General features: G+C 59.8%; 15 protein-coding genes. 9 read left to right on the plus strand and 6 right to left on the minus strand.

Annotated elements, in window-relative coordinates:
• Positions 1-11 precede the first annotated feature (11 nt).
• Positions 12-1,163, plus strand: a complete 1,152-nt coding sequence (locus ACSQ83_RS00885) for a porin (protein WP_436227079.1) — start codon at positions 12-14, stop codon at positions 1,161-1,163.
• Between the two features lie 739 nt (positions 1,164-1,902).
• Here ACSQ83_RS00885 and ACSQ83_RS00890 read toward each other — a convergent pair.
• From ACSQ83_RS00890 to zwf, 3 genes are all read right to left on the minus strand, one after another.
• Positions 1,903-3,828, minus strand: coding sequence for a bifunctional transcriptional regulator/glucokinase (locus ACSQ83_RS00890; RefSeq protein WP_436226945.1), 1,926 nt, complete (start codon positions 3,826-3,828; stop codon positions 1,903-1,905).
• The gene (gene pgl, locus ACSQ83_RS00895) at positions 3,806-4,528 is read right to left on the minus strand and encodes a 6-phosphogluconolactonase (RefSeq protein ID WP_436226946.1); all 723 of its coding nucleotides are present in this window, start codon (positions 4,526-4,528) and stop codon (positions 3,806-3,808) included. Before pgl ends, ACSQ83_RS00890 begins: the two co-directional genes overlap by 23 nt.
• A 183-nt stretch (positions 4,529-4,711) precedes the next feature.
• A complete protein-coding gene (zwf, locus tag ACSQ83_RS00900; RefSeq protein ID WP_414948002.1) occupies positions 4,712-6,172 on the minus strand; it encodes a glucose-6-phosphate dehydrogenase in 1,461 nt (486 codons plus the stop codon).
• A 530-nt stretch (positions 6,173-6,702) separates the two neighbouring features.
• Here zwf and ACSQ83_RS00905 point away from each other — a divergent pair.
• The 4 genes from ACSQ83_RS00905 (at position 6,703) to ACSQ83_RS00920 (ending at position 11,122) form a co-directional block, all read left to right on the plus strand.
• Positions 6,703-7,956 carry an ABC transporter substrate-binding protein gene (locus ACSQ83_RS00905; protein WP_414948001.1) on the plus strand — a complete coding sequence of 418 codons (1,254 nt, stop codon included), beginning with the start codon at positions 6,703-6,705 and terminating at the stop codon, positions 7,954-7,956.
• A 173-nt stretch (positions 7,957-8,129) separates the two neighbouring features.
• Complete coding sequence (locus ACSQ83_RS00910) at positions 8,130-9,053, plus strand: carbohydrate ABC transporter permease (protein WP_366144582.1); 924 nt, start codon at positions 8,130-8,132, stop codon at positions 9,051-9,053.
• The gene (locus tag ACSQ83_RS00915; protein ID WP_031359215.1) at positions 9,043-9,900 is read left to right on the plus strand and encodes a carbohydrate ABC transporter permease; all 858 of its coding nucleotides are present in this window, start codon (positions 9,043-9,045) and stop codon (positions 9,898-9,900) included. The genes ACSQ83_RS00910 and ACSQ83_RS00915 overlap by 11 nt, the downstream gene beginning before the upstream one ends.
• 103 nt (positions 9,901-10,003) lie before the next feature.
• Positions 10,004-11,122 carry an ABC transporter ATP-binding protein gene (locus tag ACSQ83_RS00920; RefSeq protein WP_414948000.1) on the plus strand — a complete coding sequence of 373 codons (1,119 nt, stop codon included), beginning with the start codon at positions 10,004-10,006 and terminating at the stop codon, positions 11,120-11,122.
• A 99-nt stretch (positions 11,123-11,221) separates the two neighbouring features.
• Here the strand turns inward: ACSQ83_RS00920 and ACSQ83_RS00925 are convergent, their stop codons facing one another.
• Entirely contained in the window at positions 11,222-12,040 is an 819-nt protein-coding gene (locus ACSQ83_RS00925; protein ID WP_436226947.1) for a hypothetical protein, read from the minus strand.
• Positions 12,041-12,321: 281 nt separating this feature from the next.
• On the opposite strand from ACSQ83_RS00925, the gene ACSQ83_RS00930 reads away from it, so the two are divergent.
• A complete protein-coding gene (locus ACSQ83_RS00930; RefSeq protein WP_436226948.1) occupies positions 12,322-14,469 on the plus strand; it encodes a prolyl oligopeptidase family serine peptidase in 2,148 nt (715 codons plus the stop codon).
• 29 nt (positions 14,470-14,498) lie between these two features.
• On the opposite strand, the gene ACSQ83_RS00935 is transcribed toward ACSQ83_RS00930, so the two are convergent.
• On the minus strand, positions 14,499-15,722 hold the full coding sequence (locus tag ACSQ83_RS00935; protein WP_414947997.1) for a Bcr/CflA family multidrug efflux MFS transporter: 1,224 nt from the start codon (positions 15,720-15,722) through the stop codon (positions 14,499-14,501).
• A 395-nt stretch (positions 15,723-16,117) separates the two neighbouring features.
• On the opposite strand from ACSQ83_RS00935, the gene hemL reads away from it, so the two are divergent.
• Genes hemL through ACSQ83_RS00950 form a run of 3 tightly spaced genes read left to right on the plus strand, consistent with a single transcriptional unit; the run spans position 16,118 to position 19,229 of the window.
• Complete coding sequence (gene hemL / locus ACSQ83_RS00940) at positions 16,118-17,401, plus strand: glutamate-1-semialdehyde 2,1-aminomutase (RefSeq protein ID WP_436226949.1); 1,284 nt, start codon at positions 16,118-16,120, stop codon at positions 17,399-17,401.
• 11 nt (positions 17,402-17,412) lie between these two features.
• Positions 17,413-18,549, plus strand: coding sequence for a bifunctional diaminohydroxyphosphoribosylaminopyrimidine deaminase/5-amino-6-(5-phosphoribosylamino)uracil reductase RibD (ribD, locus tag ACSQ83_RS00945; protein ID WP_436226950.1), 1,137 nt, complete (start codon positions 17,413-17,415; stop codon positions 18,547-18,549).
• 38 nt (positions 18,550-18,587) lie between these two features.
• Positions 18,588-19,229, plus strand: a complete 642-nt coding sequence (locus tag ACSQ83_RS00950; RefSeq protein ID WP_414947994.1) for a riboflavin synthase — start codon at positions 18,588-18,590, stop codon at positions 19,227-19,229.
• 187 nt (positions 19,230-19,416) lie between these two features.
• Here the strand turns inward: ACSQ83_RS00950 and ACSQ83_RS00955 are convergent, their stop codons facing one another.
• The gene (locus ACSQ83_RS00955) at positions 19,417-20,790 is read right to left on the minus strand and encodes a hypothetical protein (RefSeq protein WP_414947993.1); all 1,374 of its coding nucleotides are present in this window, start codon (positions 20,788-20,790) and stop codon (positions 19,417-19,419) included.
• Positions 20,791-21,378 lie beyond the last annotated feature (588 nt).

Raw genomic sequence — 21,378 nt, forward strand, 5'->3', positions numbered from 1 at the left:
TGGAGGAGATGATGAAGAAAGCTTTGCTCGCGGCTTCGCTGCTGACGGTCGGCGTTGCGGCTCACGCTCAAAGTAGCGTGACGCTCTACGGCCGGCTCGATGCCGGTCTCGAATACATGTCGGGCGCGCCTACAAGTAATGGTACCGCTGGTCCTGGCGTTACTACTGGCAGCTCAAATCGTTTCCGTGCAGAAAGCGGTGACTGGGGTACCAGCCTGTGGGGCTTGAAGGGCGTTGAAGATCTGGGTGGCGGCAACAAGGCCGTGTTCCAGTTGGAAGGCAGCTTCAACACCATGACGGGCCAGGGCCCGGGCAACAATGGTCTCTTCAATCGTTGGGCGACAGTGGGTATCGCCAACGACCAGTTCGGTACCCTCTTGCTGGGTCGTGAACTGTTCATCTCGAACGGCGTGTGGGACTTCGATCCGTTCGGTCAGTCGAACTGGTCGTCGGCGTCGCTGGTGCGTGGCCGCAACTGGCCGCAATCGAGCAACAATGTGTCGTACCAGTCGCCGAAGATCGCTGGCTTTGACGTCTACGGCCAGTACGCGTTCTCGAACACGACGGGCTTTAACGGTAGCGGCGGCAACCCGGCAACACCGGGAACAGGTCGTGAAGGCGGTCTGCAAGTGACTTACACGAACTCGCTGTTCCAGATCCGTGGCTTGTACGACGAGATCCGCAACAACGTGAACGGTGGTCTGGGCGATACGGCCGCAGGTTCGCCGAACGGTCCGTTCAACTACGGCCGCGAATACTTCGCCGGCATCAACGTGTTCCTCGGCCAGTTCAAGATTCAGGCCGTGTATCAAGCGTCGCGTACGTCGGGTGAAACCAATGTACCTATCGGAACGCCGACGACGACTGATCAGGAATGGGGCGGTGTGACGTGGCAAGCTACGCCGGCTGCAGCTTTGATCGCGGCGGTATATCACGTCAATGCGAACAACGGTGCGGGCAACGCCAACATCTACACAATCGGCGGTTCGTACAACCTGTCGAAGCGTACGTTGCTGGACATCCAGGTCGCATCGGCACGTAACAGCAAGAACGCTAACTTTGGTTTGAATGCGAACGCTGCAGGTAACACGGTTTCGACCGATAACCCGCTGCCAGGTCATAACCAGACCGGCGTGTATGCAGGCATCCAGCACTCGTTCTAAGCCGAACGAATCAGCCGGGGCAAGGACGACAGAGAGAGAGTCATAAGGTTTTCACGCTGCTGCGAGAGGCGCGTATCGGTGCGGTGTCCGGAAGGGCATCGCACCGTTTTTTATTTTTGTTGGCACCGGTGGACGGGTTTTCGGGTTTGATGCTTTTGGGTTCTTGTTTAGGATCGCTTGTCATTTGGCGATGTTTTTGGCGTAGGTTCGGTTTTGTTCTCGATGTTTGAAGGTTGAGGTTTTTAGGCCGTGTCGTTAGGTTCCTGCGGTAGCGGTCTGAGTCAATGCCGGGTTGCTGCTTTTTAGGTCTTCGCGCGTTTGGTGTTCGATGTTTTCTTTATCACTATTAGCCACTGCGCGTGGCGGCGCGTCATTTCTTTGTCCAAAGCGACAAAGAAACGAAGCAAAGAAAACGCTTTCACCTCTCTACCCTAAGTGTCCACAGCGTGCAGTTCCTTTTCATGGGTGCCCCAAAAGCACGGCGCTCGCCAGAGCTTCGGATGTTTGAACCCCTCCTTCTCGCGAATCCCGACACGAACACGCTTCGCCCCGTACGCTCTTGGGCAAGCACACATTCCCTACCTACCCGCACCGCCCTCACCCTCGTCGTATTTCCTTCCCCCATACGCAAAAGCCGCCAATGCAAACCTCGCATCAGCGGCTTCTGTATTTCTTACTCTTTACTTCTCACTTCTGCACTCAATCTGGCGCGTCACGTCGCCAGGGGGTACTGCCCCACCTAGTCGCGGGCTATGCCCGCCGCGCCGTGGCTCAGCCAGTCAAGCACCGCGCCCGTGTCGTCATCGCCAGCTTCCCGCACCTTCGCCATCGCATCACTCACATCAGCACTCGCCGGCACCGCTCGGCGGATCGCCACGCCTACCGCCAAAATGTCGATCATCACGAGATGCAAAATGCGCGAGATCATCGACATCTGCGACTCACGAATCTCAATGTGATCCGTCTCCAACGCCACCGTCGCACGCTTGGCCAACGGCGTGTTGCTCGACGTGATCGCCACCACCGTCGCGCCCTGCTGCATCGCTATCTCAAGCACACGCAACAACTCAGGCGCACGCCCCGACTTCGATACCGCCACAATCACATCGCCCTTCCCCAACAACGCCGCCGACGCAGCCTGCATGTACAAATCGCCATAAGCAATCGTCGGGATGCCGAAACGGAAAAACTTATAGTGCGCATCCTGCGCCACGATGTTCGAATTGCCCAGCCCGTAAAACTCAATCCGCCGCGCACCATTCAAAATATCAATCGCGCGCTCCACATGATCGAAATTCAAATGCTCACGCAACTGCAAGATCGCGGATACGGTGTTGTCCAGGACCTTCGCACCAAAATCAGTGGCAGTGTCGCCCAGATGAACCTGGCTGTGACTCACCGGAATCGTACCGGTCAACCCCGTCGCCAGCTTCAACTTGAAATCGGACAAGCCCTGGCATCCCAGCGAACGGCAAAAGCGAATTACGGTAGGCTGGCTCACGTCAGCCTTGCGCGCAATATCAATGATCGGATCATTAATGATCGAACGCGGATGGTTCAGCGCAAGGTCCGCGACGCGGCGCTCTGCAGGCGTCAACGCATCGCGCATCTGGCGAATCCGCTCGAATACCGCAGACGAGCCGCCGTTCGCACGATTCGACAGTTGCTCCGACAAGATCGCCGATACCCCCAGAAACGCCGGATATTCCGCGGTGATGATGAACGTAGGCACGCTCGACAAATACTGCTGAAACCGCCCCTTCGCTTCGAACCGCTCGCGAAACGGCGACTTCGTGAACAGTTCGCCCAACTTCAACACCACCCCGCCGCCGATAAAAATCCCGCCCAGCGCACCCAACGTCACCGCAATATTCCCGGCAAACGTGCCAAGAATGCCGCAGAAACAGTTCACGGTTTCAAGCGCAAGCGCCTCGCCATCGTGTGCGCGCTGCGTAATGCTCGCCGACTCGAGATCGTCCGGCACAATCACGCCATCACGTTCAGCAAGTGTCTGATAAATCAGCAACAAACCCGGTCCTGCCGCCACGCGCTCAAACGAAACATGCGAGAATTTCGTGCGCGCAAAACGCATGACCAGATCTTCAGTTTCATTCGACGGCGCAAAGGTCGCATGGCCGCCTTCGCTGCCAAGCGCAATCCATCGGTCATCGGCAGGAATCAGGCCGGACACGCCCAGGCCCGTACCCGGCCCAAGCAAGCCAATCACACTGTCCTGCCGACGCGAACCGCCGCCCACTTGCACTCGCTGGGCATCGGTCAAGCCCGGCAACGCCATGGCTAGAGCGGTGAAGTCGTTCACGACCAGCAACGTGTCGAAGCCCAATGCGCGGCGCGTAGCCTCGATCGAAAAGCTCCAGTCGTGATTCGTCATGGAGACGTGATCGCCATCCACCGGATTCGCAATCGCCACGGCCGCGTGGTTGACGCGGCTCACCTTGATGTCCTTCAGATACTGCTGCAAGGCCTCAGCAATACCCGGATAGTCGCGGCCGGGATAAACACGTATTTCGCCAATCACGCCCGGCGCGCTTTCGAGCGCAAACCGCGCGTTCGTGCCGCCAACATCGGCCAAAAGCCTGGGTCCGTCGGCGTGCTGACTTCCGGCCGCTACCGTTACGGCCTTACTTTGCACACCAGTAGACATCGAGCCTGACTCCCTGAGCATTTGCCAACGTGGAGATGGCGTTCCTTTGCGGTGCGGCAAGCGCAGCGTTTAGTACATCTAGCTTCTTCTGGCCACTAATGAACAGATAAAGCTGCTTGACGTCCTTGAGCGCCGACATGGACAACGACACCCGCGCGTGCGGCGCACTGCCCGGATGGACCGAGACAAACCGGTCCGTCGTCGATATCGCAAACGCCCACTCGGGGGCATCGGCGAAAATGGACGCCGTATGGCCGTCCTCGCCCATGCCCAGCACGGCAACGTCAGGGACCCGGCGCTGCGGATCGCCATTCAAATCCGCAATGTGCGCATCCAGCGGCCGGTTCGTGTCCACCAGCGGCAGGAAATGCGCGCCGCTCGCTGCGTTCTGCAGCAGCGTTTCACGCGCAAGGCGCGCATTGCTTGCGCCGTCCGTCTCCGGGACCCAGCGGTCATCGACCAGGGTGACATCGATATGCGCCCAGTCGAGCGCACGCGTCGAAAGCGTTTGCAAGAACGGCTTCGGGCTCGTGCCGCCGGATACGGCAAGCGTTGCGTGTTGGGTGGGATTTCCAGCCACAGCAGCATCAGCCGATGCCGCTCCGCGAGCCGCGAGCGTTGCAGTAAGCGCGTCGCCTACCGCTTCTGCCAATGCGTCGGATTGGGCGCCTGGCTCATCAAAAGTATGAAGCTCGATCACTGCTCCTCCATGCTGCCTTGTTTTGGTTTCATTTCGCCCGTTGCGTAACGCCTAAACCAATTGCTGGAACCACTTTCAGCGTCGCGCGACGGGATTTGTCTCGGCTTTAATTGCAACATGTCTACAGCACGTACGTCTTAGAACACGTTCCACCGACCCATTACTACGGTCTCAATACCAATCTTAATTCTCTTCTTCCAGCCAGCACGTGCCATGTTGCGCGAGCATCGCGCTTGCTGCCGCCGGGCCCCAGGTGCCAGAAGCGTAAGGCTTCGGCGGTTTCGTCGATGCCGCCCATTCGTCCAGGATCGGCTCCACGTAACGCCACGCCGCTTCCTGCTCGTCACGCCGCACGAACAACGCGAGACGTCCGTTGATCACGTCGAGCAGCAGGCGCTGATATGCCTCCATCTGCCCTTCCTTGAAGAACTTGTCGAACGCGAGATCCAGGTGAACGCTTGCGAGATTCATGCCCTCGCCAGGCTGCTTTGCAAGGCAGTACAGACGAATGGTTTCGTTCGGCTGCAAGCGAATCACCAACCGGTTCGCACCCGCGCGTAACGCGTTTGCACCGAGAGCCGAATGCGGCACCGGGCGGAAGTTCACGACAATCTCAGCCGTGCGATCCGCCAGCCGCTTGCCGGTGCGCAGGAAAAACGGCACGCCGGCCCAGCGCCAGTTTTCGATTTCCACCTTCAACGCAACAAATGTCTCGGTACTGCTGTCCGGCCGCACGCCCTTTTCAGTAGCGTACCCCGGCACCGACGTTCCCTTGATCACGCCCGCATGATATTGGCCGCGTACAGCGACCTTGCTGATGTCGCGCGGATCGACGGGTTTAAGCGCGCGCAGGACGCGCAGCTTTTCGTCCCGTACGGAATCGGAATCCATGGAATGCGGCGGTTCCATCGTCACGATGGAAAGCAGTTGCAGCAAGTGGTTCTGCACCATGTCGCGCAACGCGCCGGTGTTGTCGTAGAAATCGCCGCGCGCTTCTACGCCCAGTTCTTCCGCAATCGTGATCTGGATGCTTTCCACCCACTCGCGGCGCCACAACGGTTCGAACAGCGCATTGCCGAAGCGCAGCGCGAGCAGGTTCTGCACCGGCTCCTTGCCGAGGTAGTGGTCGATCCGGTAGATCTGCTCTTCCGCAAAAATCTCGCCGACCGCGTCATTAATTGCCTGCGATGACTTCAGGTCGTAGCCCAGCGGCTTTTCCAGCACGATCCGCGCATTTTCGTTCAGGCCGACATCGGCGAGCGCTCGGCAGATCGGCACGAACAGCGACGGGCCGGTGGCCAAGTAGAACACGCGCGTGCCGTCGTGTTCGTTCACCGCATCGCGCAGCAGCTTGAAATCTTCCGGCTTGCCGAGGTCGAGCCGAACGTAGACGAAGCGCGCGAGAAAACTCTTCCACACGGTTTCGTCGACACCATTCTTCGACACGTGCGGCTTGACGTGTTCGTCGACCCACTTCAAATACGCCTCGCGATCTTCGGCGGCGCGCGCCACCGCGACAATCTTGCCGCCTTCAGCGAGCATCCCGCCCCGGTGCGCTTCGAACAACGCCGGCAGGATCTTGCGCATCGAAAGATCGCCAGTTCCGCCAAACAGAACAAAGGTGAAATTCGAGTCGTTTTGCATGTGTCTCCGCTGGGGTTCTGGAGGACCGTAGTCCGATAAAATTTTTTTTGACACTGAATTGTAGTTTAACTACAATTCAAATCAAGGGGTAACGTGATCCCGGAAAAAAACACTTAGTCAATCAGAACATGCGTGTTTTCCCGGAGATTCATGTCTAGTTGCATGGTAATAGACCTGAGCCGATGACGCTTTTGCCAGATAGGCAACGGCACGACAAGGGGCAAAAACCACGTTGATGCAAAACCCCGGACGCTCGCCGCGCTGGCCGAACGCCAGTGTGAACGGGCAAAAATCAAAAGAGGAGACACAGTTGCGATTCGACACACTCATCTCTTGAGAGCCGTGCGGCCGTGGTTCGGTCTGCCGGCCAGGCTGGCGTGCCCAAGGTTCCTTACCCTGGACAATGCTTGGCTTTTCCCGCCGACACCGCCGATAACCGGCCACTTCAGTTTGTTCATGTTCCAGCCATCGCTTCCTGGCGGCATCAGGGGCCAATCGTTTTTTGTTCAGGTGTTCGGAGGAGATAAACAATGAAATTTCGCAAGCTCATCGGCGCGCTCGGCGCCGCAGGTCTATTGTGCGGCGTGTCGGCGCAAGCGGTTCAGGCAGCTGAATCCTTGTCGGTACTGCACTGGTGGACTTCCGGTGGTGAGTCGAAGGCCGTTGGCGTGTTGAAAGACGACATGACCAAGCAAGGCTACACCTGGAAGGACTTCGCCGTTGCAGGCGGCGCGGGTGCAGCGGCCATGACGGCGCTCAAGACCCAGGTCATCTCGGGCAACGCCCCGTCGGCAGCACAGATCAAGGGTCCGCTGATCCAGGAATGGGCTGAACAGGGCGTGCTCGTGCCGATCGATTCAGTGGCGGGTGACTGGAAGAAGAACCTGCCGCCGGAAATCGACAAAGTCATCCACGCCGACGGTCACTATGTTGCCGCGCCGTTCTCCGTGCACCGCGTGAACTGGCTGTGGATCAACAAGGCCGCACTGGACAAGGCAGGGGGCAAGGTTCCGACCACGTGGCCGGAATTCTTCGAACTGGCTGACAAGATGAAGGCACAAGGCATCGTTCCGGTGGCAGCAGGCGGCCAGCCGTGGCAAGACCTGACGTTGTGGGAAGACGTCGTGCTGTCGCAAGGCGCGGATTTCTACAAGAAGGCGATTGTCGACCTAGACCAGAAGACGCTGACGTCGGACCAGATGGTTGGCGTGTTCGACACGGTGCGCAAGATCGAAACGTACTTCGATAACGGCCGCACCGGCCGCGACTGGAACCTGGCAACCGCCATGGTCATCAACGGTAAGGCCGGCATGCAGTTCATGGGCGACTGGGCCAAGGGCGAATTCGCAGGCGCGAACAAGACCGCCGGTACGGACTATGTCTGCGCACCGGTGCCGGGCACCGCCAAGCAGTACACGTTCAACGTCGACTCGTTCGTGTTCTTCCAGCAGAAGGGCTCGAAGGAAGCAACGCCGGGTCAACTGGCGCTCGCGAAGACCATCATGTCGCCGGCGTTCCAGGAACAGTTCAGCTTGTACAAGGGCTCGATCCCGGTTCGTCTGGGTGTCTCGATGGCCAAGTTTGATGCTTGCGGCAAGCAGTCGTACGCTGACGAACAAACAGCCATCAAGGCAGGCGGATATGTTCCGTCGCTGGCTCACGGCATGGCTCAAGGTGACGCAACAGCAGGCGCGATCACCGACGTCGTGACGAAGTTCATGAACTCGACGCAGGATTCGAAGAGCGCAGTTGCCGCTCTCGCGAATGCAGCGAAGACGAAGTAAGCCGAAGTAAGCATTCGGTTCAGTAACTCCGGGCGCGCGGCTTTCAAACGGCCGCGCGCCCGGGTTAATCCCAAGCATGAGTTGGCGTAAAAAACGGCAGTATCCCTGTTCCGGCCTGAGACTCTTGCCGGCAAATTTTCAGGAGTCGAGAAGTGGCTGCCTCCCCTAGCGGTATCGCGAGCAAGACATCGCGCACCCCGCCCCGCCGCACGTCGCCTTTGGCGGCGCTTGCCGACACATATATTCCGAAGCTGGTACTCGCGCCGAGCGTGCTGATCGCGCTGGTGTTCGTGTACGGCTTTATCCTCATTACCGGCTGGCTTTCGCTGACGAATTCGCGATTGATGCCGCGTTACGAATTCACCGGCTTCCAGCGCTATACGGAGTTGTTCTCAAACGACGTCTGGTGGACGTCCGCCGCAAACCTGGGCTGGTTCGGCATTCCGTTCATCGGGATCTGCGTCGGGCTCGGGCTGTTCCTGGCCATCCTGCTCGATCAGAAGATTCGCAACGAAGGTGCTTTGCGCGCGATTTTTCTCTATCCGATGGCGCTGTCGTTCATCGTGACGGGCACCGCGTGGCAATGGATCTTGAATCCCGGCCTCGGGCTGGAAAAGATTTTCCACGACTGGGGCTGGACGAGCTTTTCGTTCGACTGGCTCGGCAACCCCGACAAGGCGATCTTCTGCGTGGTGATCGCCGCCGTGTGGCAATCCACGGGGTTTGTCATGGCGTTGTTCCTTGCCGGTTTGCGCGGCGTGGATGCGGAAATCTTCAAGGCTGCGCAGATGGACGGCGCGTCGTTGCCGCGGATCTATCGCAGTATCGTGATCCCGAGCATGCGGCCGGTGTTCTTCTCCGTGCTGCTGATTCTCTGCCACATCACCATCAAGACCTTCGACCTCGTGGTTGCGTTGACCGCGGGCGGTCCGGGCACGTCGTCGTCGCTGCCAGCCATGTTCATGTACACGTTTTCGTTCAATCGCGGGCAACTGGGCCTGGGCGCCGCTTCGTCGATGATGATGCTCGCCACCGTCGTCGCCGTGCTGGTGCCGCTCATGTATCTGGAATCGAGGAGCACGCGCAATGGAATCTAAGATGACGATCAGCCGCGCCGTCATCTATGCGGCACTGATCCTGTTTGCCCTGTATTTCCTGTTCCCGATCTACGTGATGCTCTCGACGTCTTTCAAGGACCTCGACCAGTTGCGCACCGGCAACCTGCTCACGCCGCCGACCTCGTTCACGTTCGCGCCGTGGGTCAAGGCCTGGTCGCAATCGTGTACCGGCGTGCGTTGCGACGGCATGGAACCGTTCTTCATGAACTCCGTGCGCATGGTGATCCCGGCCGTGCTGATCTCGTCGATAGTCGGCGCGTTCAACGGTTACGTGCTCACGCACTGGCGTTTCCGTGGTGCTGACGCCGTGTTCACCATGCTGCTGGTGGGTTGCTTCATCCCCTTCCAGGCCATCCTTTTGCCGATGGCGCGTTTGCAAGGCATGTTGGGACTAGCTAACACCACGACCGGTCTTGTGCTCGTGCACGTGGTCTACGGGATTGCGTTCACCACCATGTTCTTCCGCAACTTCTACGTGAGCATTCCGGCGGAGCTGGTGAAGGCGGCACGGATTGACGGTGCGGGTTTCTTCACCATTTTCACGAAGATCCTGCTGCCGGTATCGCTGCCTATTTTCATGGTGTGCCTGATCTGGCAATTCACGCAGATCTGGAACGACTTCCTGTTCGGTATCGTGTTCTCCGGCGTCGATTCAATGCCGATCACGGTGGCCCTGAACAACCTGGTCAATACATCGACGGGCGTGAAGGAATACAACGTCGACATGGCTGCTGCGATCATTGCTGCCCTGCCTACCCTGCTCGTCTACATGGTTGCCGGCCGGTTCTTCGTGCGCGGCCTGACAGCGGGCGCGGTGAAGGGCTGATTTGCGCGGGGTGCCTTCAGTTGCTGAACGGCGCTCGCGACAGAAGATCAACTGAAGCGCGGACGAAGAGTCTCAGCGCGAGAGACATTAAAGGATTCATAGCATGGCAAGCCTTTCAATCCGCGACGTATACAAGACTTATGCGAACGGCGTCCCCGTTCTGAAGGGCGTGAACATCGACATCGAGGATGGTCAGTTCCTGATCCTCGTGGGCGGTTCGGGCTGCGGCAAATCGACGTTGCTCAATATGATCGCCGGGCTGGAAACAGTCACCAAGGGCGACATCATGATCGACGGCAAGACGGTCAACAACCTCTCGCCGAAGGATCGCGACATTGCGATGGTGTTCCAGTCGTACGCGCTGTATCCGTCCATGACCGTGCGCGAGAACATTTCGTTCGGCCTGAACATTCGTAAGGTCCCGAAGGACGAGCAGAAGGCGATTGTCACGCGCGTGTCGGACACATTGCAGATCCAGCATTTGCTGGATCGCAAGCCCGGCCAGTTGTCGGGCGGTCAGCGTCAGCGTGTGGCCATGGGCCGTGCGCTCGCGCGCGATCCGGTCATGTTCCTGTTCGACGAACCGTTGTCGAATCTGGACGCGAAGCTGCGGATCGAAATGCGCTCGGAAATCAAGCTGCTGCATCAGCGCCTTGGGACGACGATTGTGTACGTGACGCACGATCAGATCGAAGCCATGACGCTGGGCGACCGGATTGCCGTGATGAAGGACGGCGTGGTGCAGCAGTTCGGCGCACCGCAGGACATCTATGATTCGCCGGCGAATTTGTTCGTGGCGGGTTTCATTGGCGCGCCGCCGATGAATTTTATCGATGGCAAGCTGGTCGAGGCCGGGTCGGGCATCGGGCTGGAAATTGACACGGGCGTGGCGCGTAACGTGTTGAACCTGCCGTTCGATGCAACAGCGGTCCGCGGCAAGATCGGTCAGAACGTGATTCTTGGGTTGCGTCCGGAGCGGATCACCGACGCACGCAGTGCGCATAATGTTGAAGATGCACGGCTGCAGCCGATTGAAGTGAAGATCGATGTGATCGAACCGACGGGTCCGGATACGCTGGTGTTCACGCAAGTGAACGGCAAGCGCGTGGTGAGCCGCGTGCACCCGGCGAGCAATCCGCAACCGCTGACGAACATGACGCTGTTGTTCGATGTATCGAAGGCAGTGTTGTTCGATTCGAAGACGGAAGAACGGTTGGCTTGAGGTCACGCGTTCTGAACTAGAAAGCCGCGCACCCGAAGGGGTGCGCGGCTTTTTGTTTTGGGCGCTCAGCGGGCACGCTTGCTTATTGCCACTGCTTGCTTACCGCCCGGCCTCGCGTGCGTGATACTCAGCGCGCCGGCGCTCCAGCCTCCGGCCCAGATCACCCTCGAACATGGCCGAACCTTGATGGCTCAAATTCGACTTCGTATCGATTGCAGGCGTAATGCCAATCGCCGCACACCGCCGGCAGAACGCATAGTCCTCCGAGAGATAGCGCCCGGATTGCGGGTCGATCATGGTGTCGAAAAACGCGTAATAGAGCCCAGCCATTTTTCCGGCGTTGTGTTCCGGCCGGCCGACCAGGCCAGGGTGGTAGCGAAGCTCGGGAAAGCTGTTCGCGAGCTTCAAAAACACCTCGCGCTTGATAAGCATGAATCCCGTTGGTGCGTCGATGACATCGAGAAAACCGTTCTCATCCGGCTCCAGTTCACCCGCGATCGCGGAGGCTGGATAACGGGCGAAGCGCGCTTGAAAATCGCCCTTCGTCGTGCCGGCTGGCAAGGCCTCAGGTAGGCCCTCCGACGGCCAGCCGTCAGTTTTCAACGGATAGACGCCCGCCACCAATGGACGATCCGCCAGAAGCAGGCGAACGACATCCGAACCCTTGAAACCGATATCGCCGTCGATCCACATCAGATGCGTGAATCGTTCGTCCGCGAGATATTCCGCCACCATCGTGTTGCGAGCACGTGTGATCAGGCTGTCGAAGCTGTTGAAATTTATCCTGAGACCGAATTCGTGCCGGTCAGATGTGTCGTACAGATCGAGCAGCCCCTGGACGTAGCTCGTGGTCACTACGCCACCGTAACTGGGTGTGGCCACAAATACATTGGCGGGGATTTTTACATCGGTAGTCAAGGTTGCTCCGGAAACGGTGAAATCCATGGTCCTGCGTGCCTGGCCTTCATGCGCCCGATCCCGATCCGTTTTGATACCTGACGGAACGAGCGGAACGGCATCCTAGCCGAATAAATCATCTCGAAAAACTGTGCGCTCGACGTCGGCCAAGGTTCAGGTTGCGGCCGTGGGTCACCGACATCGCCGCACGGCCCATGCGTCGAACAGGCACAATCGCTGTTTACCGACAATATCGGCGGCGGCGCCATGCTGCGCTTTGCCGTTCAGCAGACTCTCCCGACATGACCCAAAGCTTCCTCGACAGCCATCCCAACCTTGCGTGGACCTCTACGCAGAAACAGTCCAGCCCCGAGGATCCGTTCATTGAACTCGAAGCACTCGATAACGCCCACGTCGACACCTGGGTCAACGCGCAAAACGCCCGCACGACAACCGCGTTCGGTAAAACGCCGCAAACAGATGCACTGACCGCTCGCCTGAAAACCGCGTACACGTCGCAGGAGCGGATCGTGTCGTGCTCGCGTTACAACGATTGGGGCTACAACACGTGGCAGGACGAGACTCATCCGCTCGGGATCGTCAGGCGCACACTCTGGCAAAAATGGCTCGCAGGCACGCCCGAGTGGCAAACCATCCTCGATGTCGATCAGATCGACTTGAATACGAGCGCCGCCAAAGACGGCATCCGTTGGGCGCTACACGACTTCGACATGCTCTACCCGACCTGGGACCGGGCGTTGGTGAGCTTGTCGCCGGGTGGTTCAGACGCGTGCATGGTCCGTGAATTCGACATCGAAACACAACGCTTCGTTGAAGACGGTTTCACGCTTCCCGATGTCGGCAAGCATGGCATCTCGTGGATCGATCGCGACACGGTGTATGTCGGCTGGGACGACAGCGCGCACAGCAAGAAGCCTGCACTGACCACGTCCGGTTTCCCGCGCCAGGCACGCAAGTGGAAGCGCGGCACGAAGCTGGCCGATGCTCCCGTGGTCTTCGAAGGCAAGCGTCGCGATGTATCGGCAGGCGTCGATTACGATCAACTCGAAAAGCTGCACCTTGCTTCGCGCGCGGTGACTTTTTACGAGACGCTGCAATACTGGCTCGATGAAACCACGGGCGAGTGGGAGCAATACGATGTCCCGCTGCACGCAGAACTTGAGCATTGGAACGGCTGGTTGTTCGTCACGCCGCGCGAGTCCTACGAAGCGGATACAACATCGGGCGCCACGACCTACGCAAGCGGTTCGCTGCTCGTCATTCGCCGCGATGCCTTCCTGAAAGGCGCACGCAATTTCACCGTGCTGTTCGCGCCCTCGGGCCGCAACGTTCTCGCCGATATCGACTTCACGAAGCACTGGCTGGTGATGTCGCTAATGGACGATGGTTCGCCGCGCGTGGAATTACTCGGGGCGCCGGCCGATCTCGAAGGCGAATGGACGCGCCGCGATTTCGCGTTGCCGGCCGCCAGCCAGTCGTACGTTGATTCCATCGACAGCGAACGCGACGACACCGTGCTCGTTCACGTCGAACATTTCCTCGCGCCGCCGTCGCTGTACTACGCTGATTTCGCGCAACCGGACAGCGAATGGCAACTCCTTGCACGCCTTCCCGCTCAGTTCGATGCGAGTGGTCTCATTGCTGAGCGTCGGCACGCGATATCAACCGATGGCGTGGCCATTCCCTACTGGCTGATCGGTCGCGAAGCGAACGTCAAGGGTCATCAATCAGCGCCCTGCCTGCTCTATGGCTATGGCGGTTTCGAAGTCGCGCTCGACCCGCATTACGACGCGACCACGGGCATTGCGTGGCTCGAAAGCGGTGGGCTGTACGCCGTCGCGAACATTCGTGGCGGCGGCGAGTTCGGGCCGGAATGGCATCAGGCGGCGCAGCGTGAAAAGCGCCAGGTCGCGTTCGATGACTTCATCGAGGTGGCAGAAGCGCTGGTGGCGTCGGGCGTGACGACATCGAAACAACTTGCCATTCGCGGCGGCAGCAATGGCGGCTTGCTCACCGGCGTCATGCTGGTCCAGCGGCCGGATTTGTTCGGCGCGGTGTTGTCCGAAGTGCCACTGCTCGACATGGCGCGCTTTCATTTGCTGCTGCAAGGCGCATCGTGGATCGATGAATACGGCGACCCTGAGGAAGCAGACGATCTGCGCTTCCTGATGACCTATTCGCCGTATCAAAACGTGAAAGCCGATGCGGTTTATCCGCCGGCGTTGTTCACGTCATCGGCGACCGATGACCGCGTGCATCCCGGCCACGCTCGCAAGATGGCGGCAAGGATGCAGGCGCAAGGGCACGACCGCGTGTGGTATCTGGAGAACCGCGACGGCGGTCACGGTGCGGGCGTGGAGGCCGAAAGCATCGCCCGCGTGGAAGCGACCGCGTTCACGTTCCTGCGGCAGATGGTGGGCAACCGCTAACGTGAAGCAAGGGGGGCGCGGCTGTTTCATCACCCCGCCCCGCTCGCCCTCACCGGCGTGCCGTGCCAGCGCAACACCAGCGTCCGGCCGACGAACGTCAGCACGCCCGTCACGCCGATAACGATTCCCATTCCTTGCGGCGTGCCGTCGTGGAACATCCCGACCGCGACGCTCGCCAGCGCGCCAAGCGCCAATTGCACCGCGCCAAATACTGCGGCCGCGGCGCCCGCGTTGTGCGGGTATCGATGCATCAGGTCAGTCGTGCAGTTAGCCGATAACAAACCGACGACGCCGACCACGAAGAACAGACAGATGACGATCGACCACAGGCCCCCAAAACCGGTGATGCAAACAAACGCCGTTGCGAGCGCTGCGATCACGCTGACAAACGACGCTATCGAAATCAGTTTCAGCGATCCCAGCGGCCCGACCAGCCGCGTGTTCACCACGTTCCAGCTGATGATCCCAATGATGTTCAGCCCGAAGAAAAACCCGTAGTGCTGCGGCTTCACATGAAAGTAGTCGATATACACAAACGGCGTGGCGGTGATGTACGCGAACATCGACGCGAACGCCATGCCGCCGCATAGCGTGTGGCCCCACGTGACGGGATCGGTGAGAAGACGGCCGTAAGCGGCGAACGATCGGCCAAGCGCCGACGTCGCGCGTTTCTCGCGCGGCCACGTTTCCGGCACGCGCAAATACGTGGTCACCGCGCACAGCGTACCGAACACCGTCAATGTGATGAACACCGCGCGCCATCCGCCCAGCAGCAGCAACTGGCCGCCTATCAGCGGCGCAAGCAGCGGCCCAATCGACGTGACGATGGCAAGCATCGAAAGCACGCGGGCCGCATCCGACGGCGCGTGTGCATCGCGTGCAATCGCGCGCGCCAGGACTGAGGCCGAACCTGCACCGAGCGCTTGCAGAAAGCGCAGGAAAACCAGCGAATCGATGGAAAACGACAGCGCGCATCCGACGCTCGCGAGCGTGTACAGCACGATGCCGCCGAGCAGCACCGGCCGGCGGCCATAGGCATCGGAGAGCGGACCGTACACGAGCATGCCGAGCGAAAACCCGAGCATGAAACTGGTCAGCGTGATCTGCGCGGCGGCGGCGGTCGTACCGAACGAGGCGGCGAGCGCGGGCAGGCTCGGCAGATACATATCGATGGAAAGCGGTCCGCACGCCGCCAGCGCGCCGAGCAACAGGATCAATCGGCGGTCGGAACGGCGCTTAATGATTTCGGGCATGAGAGGCGAAAGGAAGCTTGAGCAAAAGGCGCGGTTTTCGAAACCGGCGAGCAATGAGCAACGACTGGCGAAACGAGTGCGAAAACCTCGCAAAGGCCATGTCCGGCGTACCGTCGAACAGCTTAAACAAAGCCTTAAAACACAGTGCATTGTACGCGCCCCGCTTTCGTTGGCCTCACGGTTGTTCTTTTGAATGCGGCGCCGGGGCGGACCGTCGCGGGCTCGAAGCAGTCGACTCCGGTACAATTTCAGCTTGATTTCCTGCTGCCGCGAGCCGGGCGTCGAAAGCAGCCGGACCCCGCCGAATGCGATTTCGGCGCTGATCCAGGTTTGAAAACGAAGCCAGCGGCCGCAGCCCTCTTCAGCCGAACCCGTCATTCAGCGCAGGCCCCGTCATGTCCAGAAATGAAGCTCTCTTCGAACGCGCCCAAAAAACCATTCCCGGCGGTGTGAACTCGCCAGTGCGCGCGTTTCGCTCGGTCGGCGGCACGCCGCGGTTCATCGAACGCGCGCAAGGTCCGTATTTCTGGGACGCCGACGGCAAGCAGTACATCGACTACATTGGTTCATGGGGACCGATGATCCTCGGTCACGTTCATCCCGAAGTACTCCACGCCGTGCAGCGCGTGCTCGCGAACGGGTTTTCGTTTGGCGCGCCGACCGAATCCGAGATCGAGATCGCGGAAGAAATCTGCAAACTGGTGCCATCCATCGAACAGGTTCGCATGGTGTCGAGCGGCACCGAGGCGACCATGAGCGCGCTGCGTCTCGCGCGCGGCTTCACGAAGCGCGACCGGATCATCAAGTTTGAAGGGTGCTATCACGGTCACGCGGACAGTCTGCTCGTGAAAGCGGGATCGGGTTTGCTGACGTTCGGTAACCCGACGTCGGCAGGCGTTCCCGCCGATATCGCCAAGCACACCACCGTGCTCGAATACAACAATGTCGAACAGCTTGACGACGCGTTTGCCGCGTTCGGCGCGGAAATCGCGTCGATTATCGTGGAGCCGGTAGCCGGCAACATGAATCTGGTGAAAGCCACGCCCGAGTTCCTGCAAGCACTGCGCGCGCGTTGCGACGAGTACGGCTCCGTGCTGATTTTCGATGAAGTCATGTGCGGTTTTCGCGTAGCGCTCGGCGGTGCGCAGGAAGTCTATGGCATCAAGCCGGACCTGACCTGTCTTGGCAAGGTGATCGGCGGCGGCATGCCGGCGGCAGCGTTCGGCGGACGCCGGGACATCATGGCGCATCTCGCGCCGCTCGGCGGCGTGTATCAGGCGGGCACGTTGTCGGGGAATCCAATCGCGGTCGCGGCCGGCTTGAAAACGCTGCAACTGATCCAGGCGCCGGGGTTCTACGAGACGCTGACAAAGCAAACGCGCCGTCTCGCCGACGGCCTCGCTACCGTCGCCGAGAAAGCCAAGGTTCCGTTCTCGGCGGATGCTATCGGCGGCATGTTCGGCTTGTATTTCGCGGAAACCATCCCGGGAAGTTTCGCTGAAGTCACGCAGGGCGACACGAAGCGCTTCAACGCGTTTTTCCACGAGATGCTCGACGCCGGCGTGTACTTCGCGCCATCGGCGTATGAGGCGGGATTTGTGTCGATTGCCCATGACGACGCCGTGATCGATGCGACGCTCGACGCCGCCCGCGGCGCCTTCGCCCGCCTCGCCGCCTAAGCGCCGCCGCCATGTTCTCGCAGACCGATTTCTCGCACATGGAGCGCGCGCTGGCGCTGGCCGCGCGCGGCATGTACACGACGACGCCAAATCCGCGCGTCGGCTGCGTGCTGGTGAAAGACGGCAATGTGATCGGCGAAGGTTTCACGCAACCCGCCGGTCAAGATCATGCCGAAGTTCGCGCGTTGAAAGATGCGCGGGCGCGGGGCTACGATCCGCGCGGCGCAACGGCTTACGTCACGCTCGAACCATGCAGCCATTTCGGCCGCACGCCGCCGTGCGTGCATGCGTTGATCGACGCGCGGGTCGTGAAGGTTATCGCCGCCATGGAAGATCCGAATCCGGCGGTGTCCGGGCGCGGACTGGCGATTCTGCGCGATGCGGGTATCGATGTGCGCTGCGGTCTGCTGGCCAATGAAGCGTACGAGATGAACATCGGCTTTGTGTCGCGCATGACGCGCCGCCGTCCGTGGGTACGCATGAAGGTCGCGGCCACCCTCGATGGCCGCACGGGTTTGCCGACTGGCGAAAGCCAGTGGATCACAGGCGAAGCGGCGCGTGCCGATGGTCACGCATGGCGTGCTCGCGCGTGCGCGATCCTGACGGGCATTGGCACGGTGCGCGAGGACGATCCGCAACTGACCGTGCGGGCAGTGGAAACGCCGCGCCAGCCGCAACGCGTATTGATCGATAGCCGCCTGGACGTGCCGCTCACCGCCCGGATTCTGGAAAGCACGCCGCCGTGGGTGTTTTGCGGCGCTGAGCCCGACCCGGCGAAAGCCGATGCGCTGCGTGAACGGGGTATCGAATTCACGTCGTTGACGAACGAGCACGGCAAGGTCGATTTGCCCGCCATGCTGGGTATTCTCGCGGATCGCGGGATTAACGAATTGCATGTGGAAGCGGGCCACAAGCTCAACGGCTCGCTGTTGCGCGAGGGCTGCGTCGACGAATTGCTGGTCTATCTCGCGCCCAGTTTGCTGGGCAACGCGCCGGGCATGTTCGATTTCGCTCCGCCCGATACACTCAACGCCCGGCCGCATTTGCGGTTTCATCGGATCGACCGGTTGGGTGATGACCTGCGGATTCTGGCGCGCTTCGCGGTGGTAAAAACCGATGCGCCCACGGACGCAAAACCGGTCATCTGACGCGCAGCAAAACTCACACAATTTAAGGAAGCACGACGATGTTCACAGGAATTGTCGCGGCGGTCGGCCGCATCGAAGCAGTTACGCCGTTGGGTTCAGCTACCGATGCCGATACCGGCGTGCGTCTCACAGTCGCTTCCGGCGGGCTGGATCTCGCGGATGTGCAGCTTGGCGACAGCATCTCGATACAAGGCGCGTGCATGACCGTGATCGAGAAGTCAGCGGCGTCGTTTGCCGTCGATGTATCGCGCGAGAGCCTCAACAAGACGGCAGGACTTTCCGAACCCGGCGATGTGAACCTAGAGAAGGCGCTGCGTACGCATGACCGGCTGGGCGGGCATCTGGTATCGGGACACGTTGATGGTCTTGGCGAAGTGACGCATTTCGCGCCGGTTGGCGAGTCACATGAGCTGAGGATTCTCGCGTCGCGCGATATCGGTAAATATCTGGCTTATAAGGGCTCTGTGACCGTGAATGGCGTGAGCCTGACGGTCAACACCGTGAACGATCGGCCCGACGGCTGCGAGTTTTCGATCAACCTGATTCCGCATACGGTGGAAGTCACGACGTTGCGGCATTTGTTGGCCGGCGCGAAGGTCAATCTGGAGATCGATTTGATCGCGCGGTATGTGGAGCGGATTCTCAGCACGTCTCAGGACGGCTACAAGCCATTGGCATAGCGCGATTCCCCGAGAATCGGCTGTCTCCCGTCGCCTCAAAGCCAGGTCAGGGAATTCAAAAACACACGCACTCCGCCCGGCGGAGCTTTCAGCACACCGATCAGACCGGTCGTGGATGGAAGCTCCATGGCGTCGCCTGGGCGAAAAGCGCTTCAATACAAAAAACCGCCCGAAGGCGGTTGGATGATTAACCCTTGGGGTTCGCTGCGATGAACGAAGCCAGCGCCGACTGCCAGCCATAGGCTTTGCCGCTGTTGTTATAGAGGCCGTAGCCATCCGTGAAGTCGTACATCTCGTAAAAGTTAAAGCCGACCACTTGCGGCTGCGCGACCATCTGTGCCATTGCCTGATTGACGTATGCCACGCCGGTACTTGCCGAAACCGAAGTCGACGACTGGCCGATACCGCACTCGGAGAAGTAAAGAGGCTTCGTGCTGATCTTCGCGATGGACGTGAAGACGTTGTACGTGCCGCTAATTCCATACACCGATTCCATGTTGCCGCCGGTGTAGTAGTAGTGCCACGCGATCATGTCGAAGTTTGCCGGTGCCGTGGACATCGCCGAACCATTCGGCTGGGTGTTGCTCACGATCATTTGCAGGAAACCGAAATGGATATAAGCGATGCCGCCCAGCATTACCTTGGTCTTGCCGGTGGTGTCGACACTGCGGAAACCATTGCAGAGGCCGGCCTGGAAGGCGATGTACAACGGAGCGGTGGAATTGTAGTGCGACGGAAGATTGCCATCGACGTTGTTGTTCACGCAGGCAATATCCATCTCATTGCCCATCTCGATCACGGGCACCAGGCCAGCAAAGGTGTTCGCGGCCGCAACGCCCAACTGGTAGCCTTGGGTATAGGCGCTGGAGACCGAGGAACCCGTTGGCGTCGCAGCGACCACCGGCAGCACCGTGATGCCCTTCATGCCCGGGATCACCGTATTGGCCAGCGTGGTCATGCCCGCCTGGTCATAGCAGTCCTGCCGGCACGTCTTCATCCCGTTTGCCGTCATCAACGCAACCTGCTGAGCCAGCGAAGTTGACTGATACAGGCCGCCCTGGATGTAATGGGCATTGATACCGTAGAACGGCAAGACGCCCGCAGCGGGAGTCGCCGGCGCTGCAGCGCCGATCGTCACGCTCAAAGAGGCCGATGTGGACGTACCGCCTGATTTCCCTGCCGCGACGCTGAAGGCCATCACGGTCAGCGTCTGGGCGCCCGTGAGCGTGCCCATCTTGACACTCGCGCTCCACTTCCCGCCAGAAGGCGTCACGTCGGAGCTGAGCTTGGTGCTGCCGCTATAGACCGCGACGTTGACCCATTGCGTGCCTGCGGTGCCGCTCACGGTGAACGTGGACGTTGCACTGGCATTCTGCGCGGGCGATGTGACTGCGAAGGCAGTCGTACTGCCCGTTGCAGCCTTCTGAGCATTGGCTTCGGCGCCGTCGACAGCAGCGCCGCTGCTATCAGTACCACCGCCGCCACATGCACTGACGAGCGGCGCAATGCAGCCAGCGATAAGACAACCTAGAACCTTGCGGCGCGCATTAAAATCGTTCATTTGGAATCCTTAGAATTTATCAAAAAGACGAGACACCTCAACGGCCAGGTCGTTATCCGTTCTGGCTGGTTTTGTGCGCCTGCAGTGAAGTAGCGAGCTTCGTGCTCGCCTGGAAGGTCAGACGGCCGGCATCTTCATCGTTTGCTCGACGGTAAAGGATGGATGCGGCTCTAAATTTTCGTTGTACTAACATCGCAAGTTTCTCCATCGCCGAGGGACCTCGACGAAAATGTTTGTGAAAAAGCACTCGGATCGACTACTTAGCGGTCGGACCAACACGAGCCCTTCCATCCCTCAGCCATGGATCTTGGTCACACCCGATGCGATACGGCTTCGAATCCATCTAATTAGGGGTACTACCAAATCTCCCCGTTGCGGAAGTCATTTCAATTTCCTTACCCCGGAGGTTTGCGTCACGCGCCCACTACGGCGTACACAAATCCGGTTGTCGAATAGTCCGTGGGTGCCGTGACCGGGCTGACGGACGGGGATTTATGCACAAAGGATCCTGCGCAGAACGTCGCGTGCGACGAAGGCGAACAACGGGACGACTGCTACATATCGATCACGCGGCCTTACAGATCTGCC

Source organism: Caballeronia sp. LjRoot29 (assembly GCF_964252755.1).
Classification (GTDB): Bacteria; Pseudomonadota; Gammaproteobacteria; order Burkholderiales; family Burkholderiaceae; genus Caballeronia.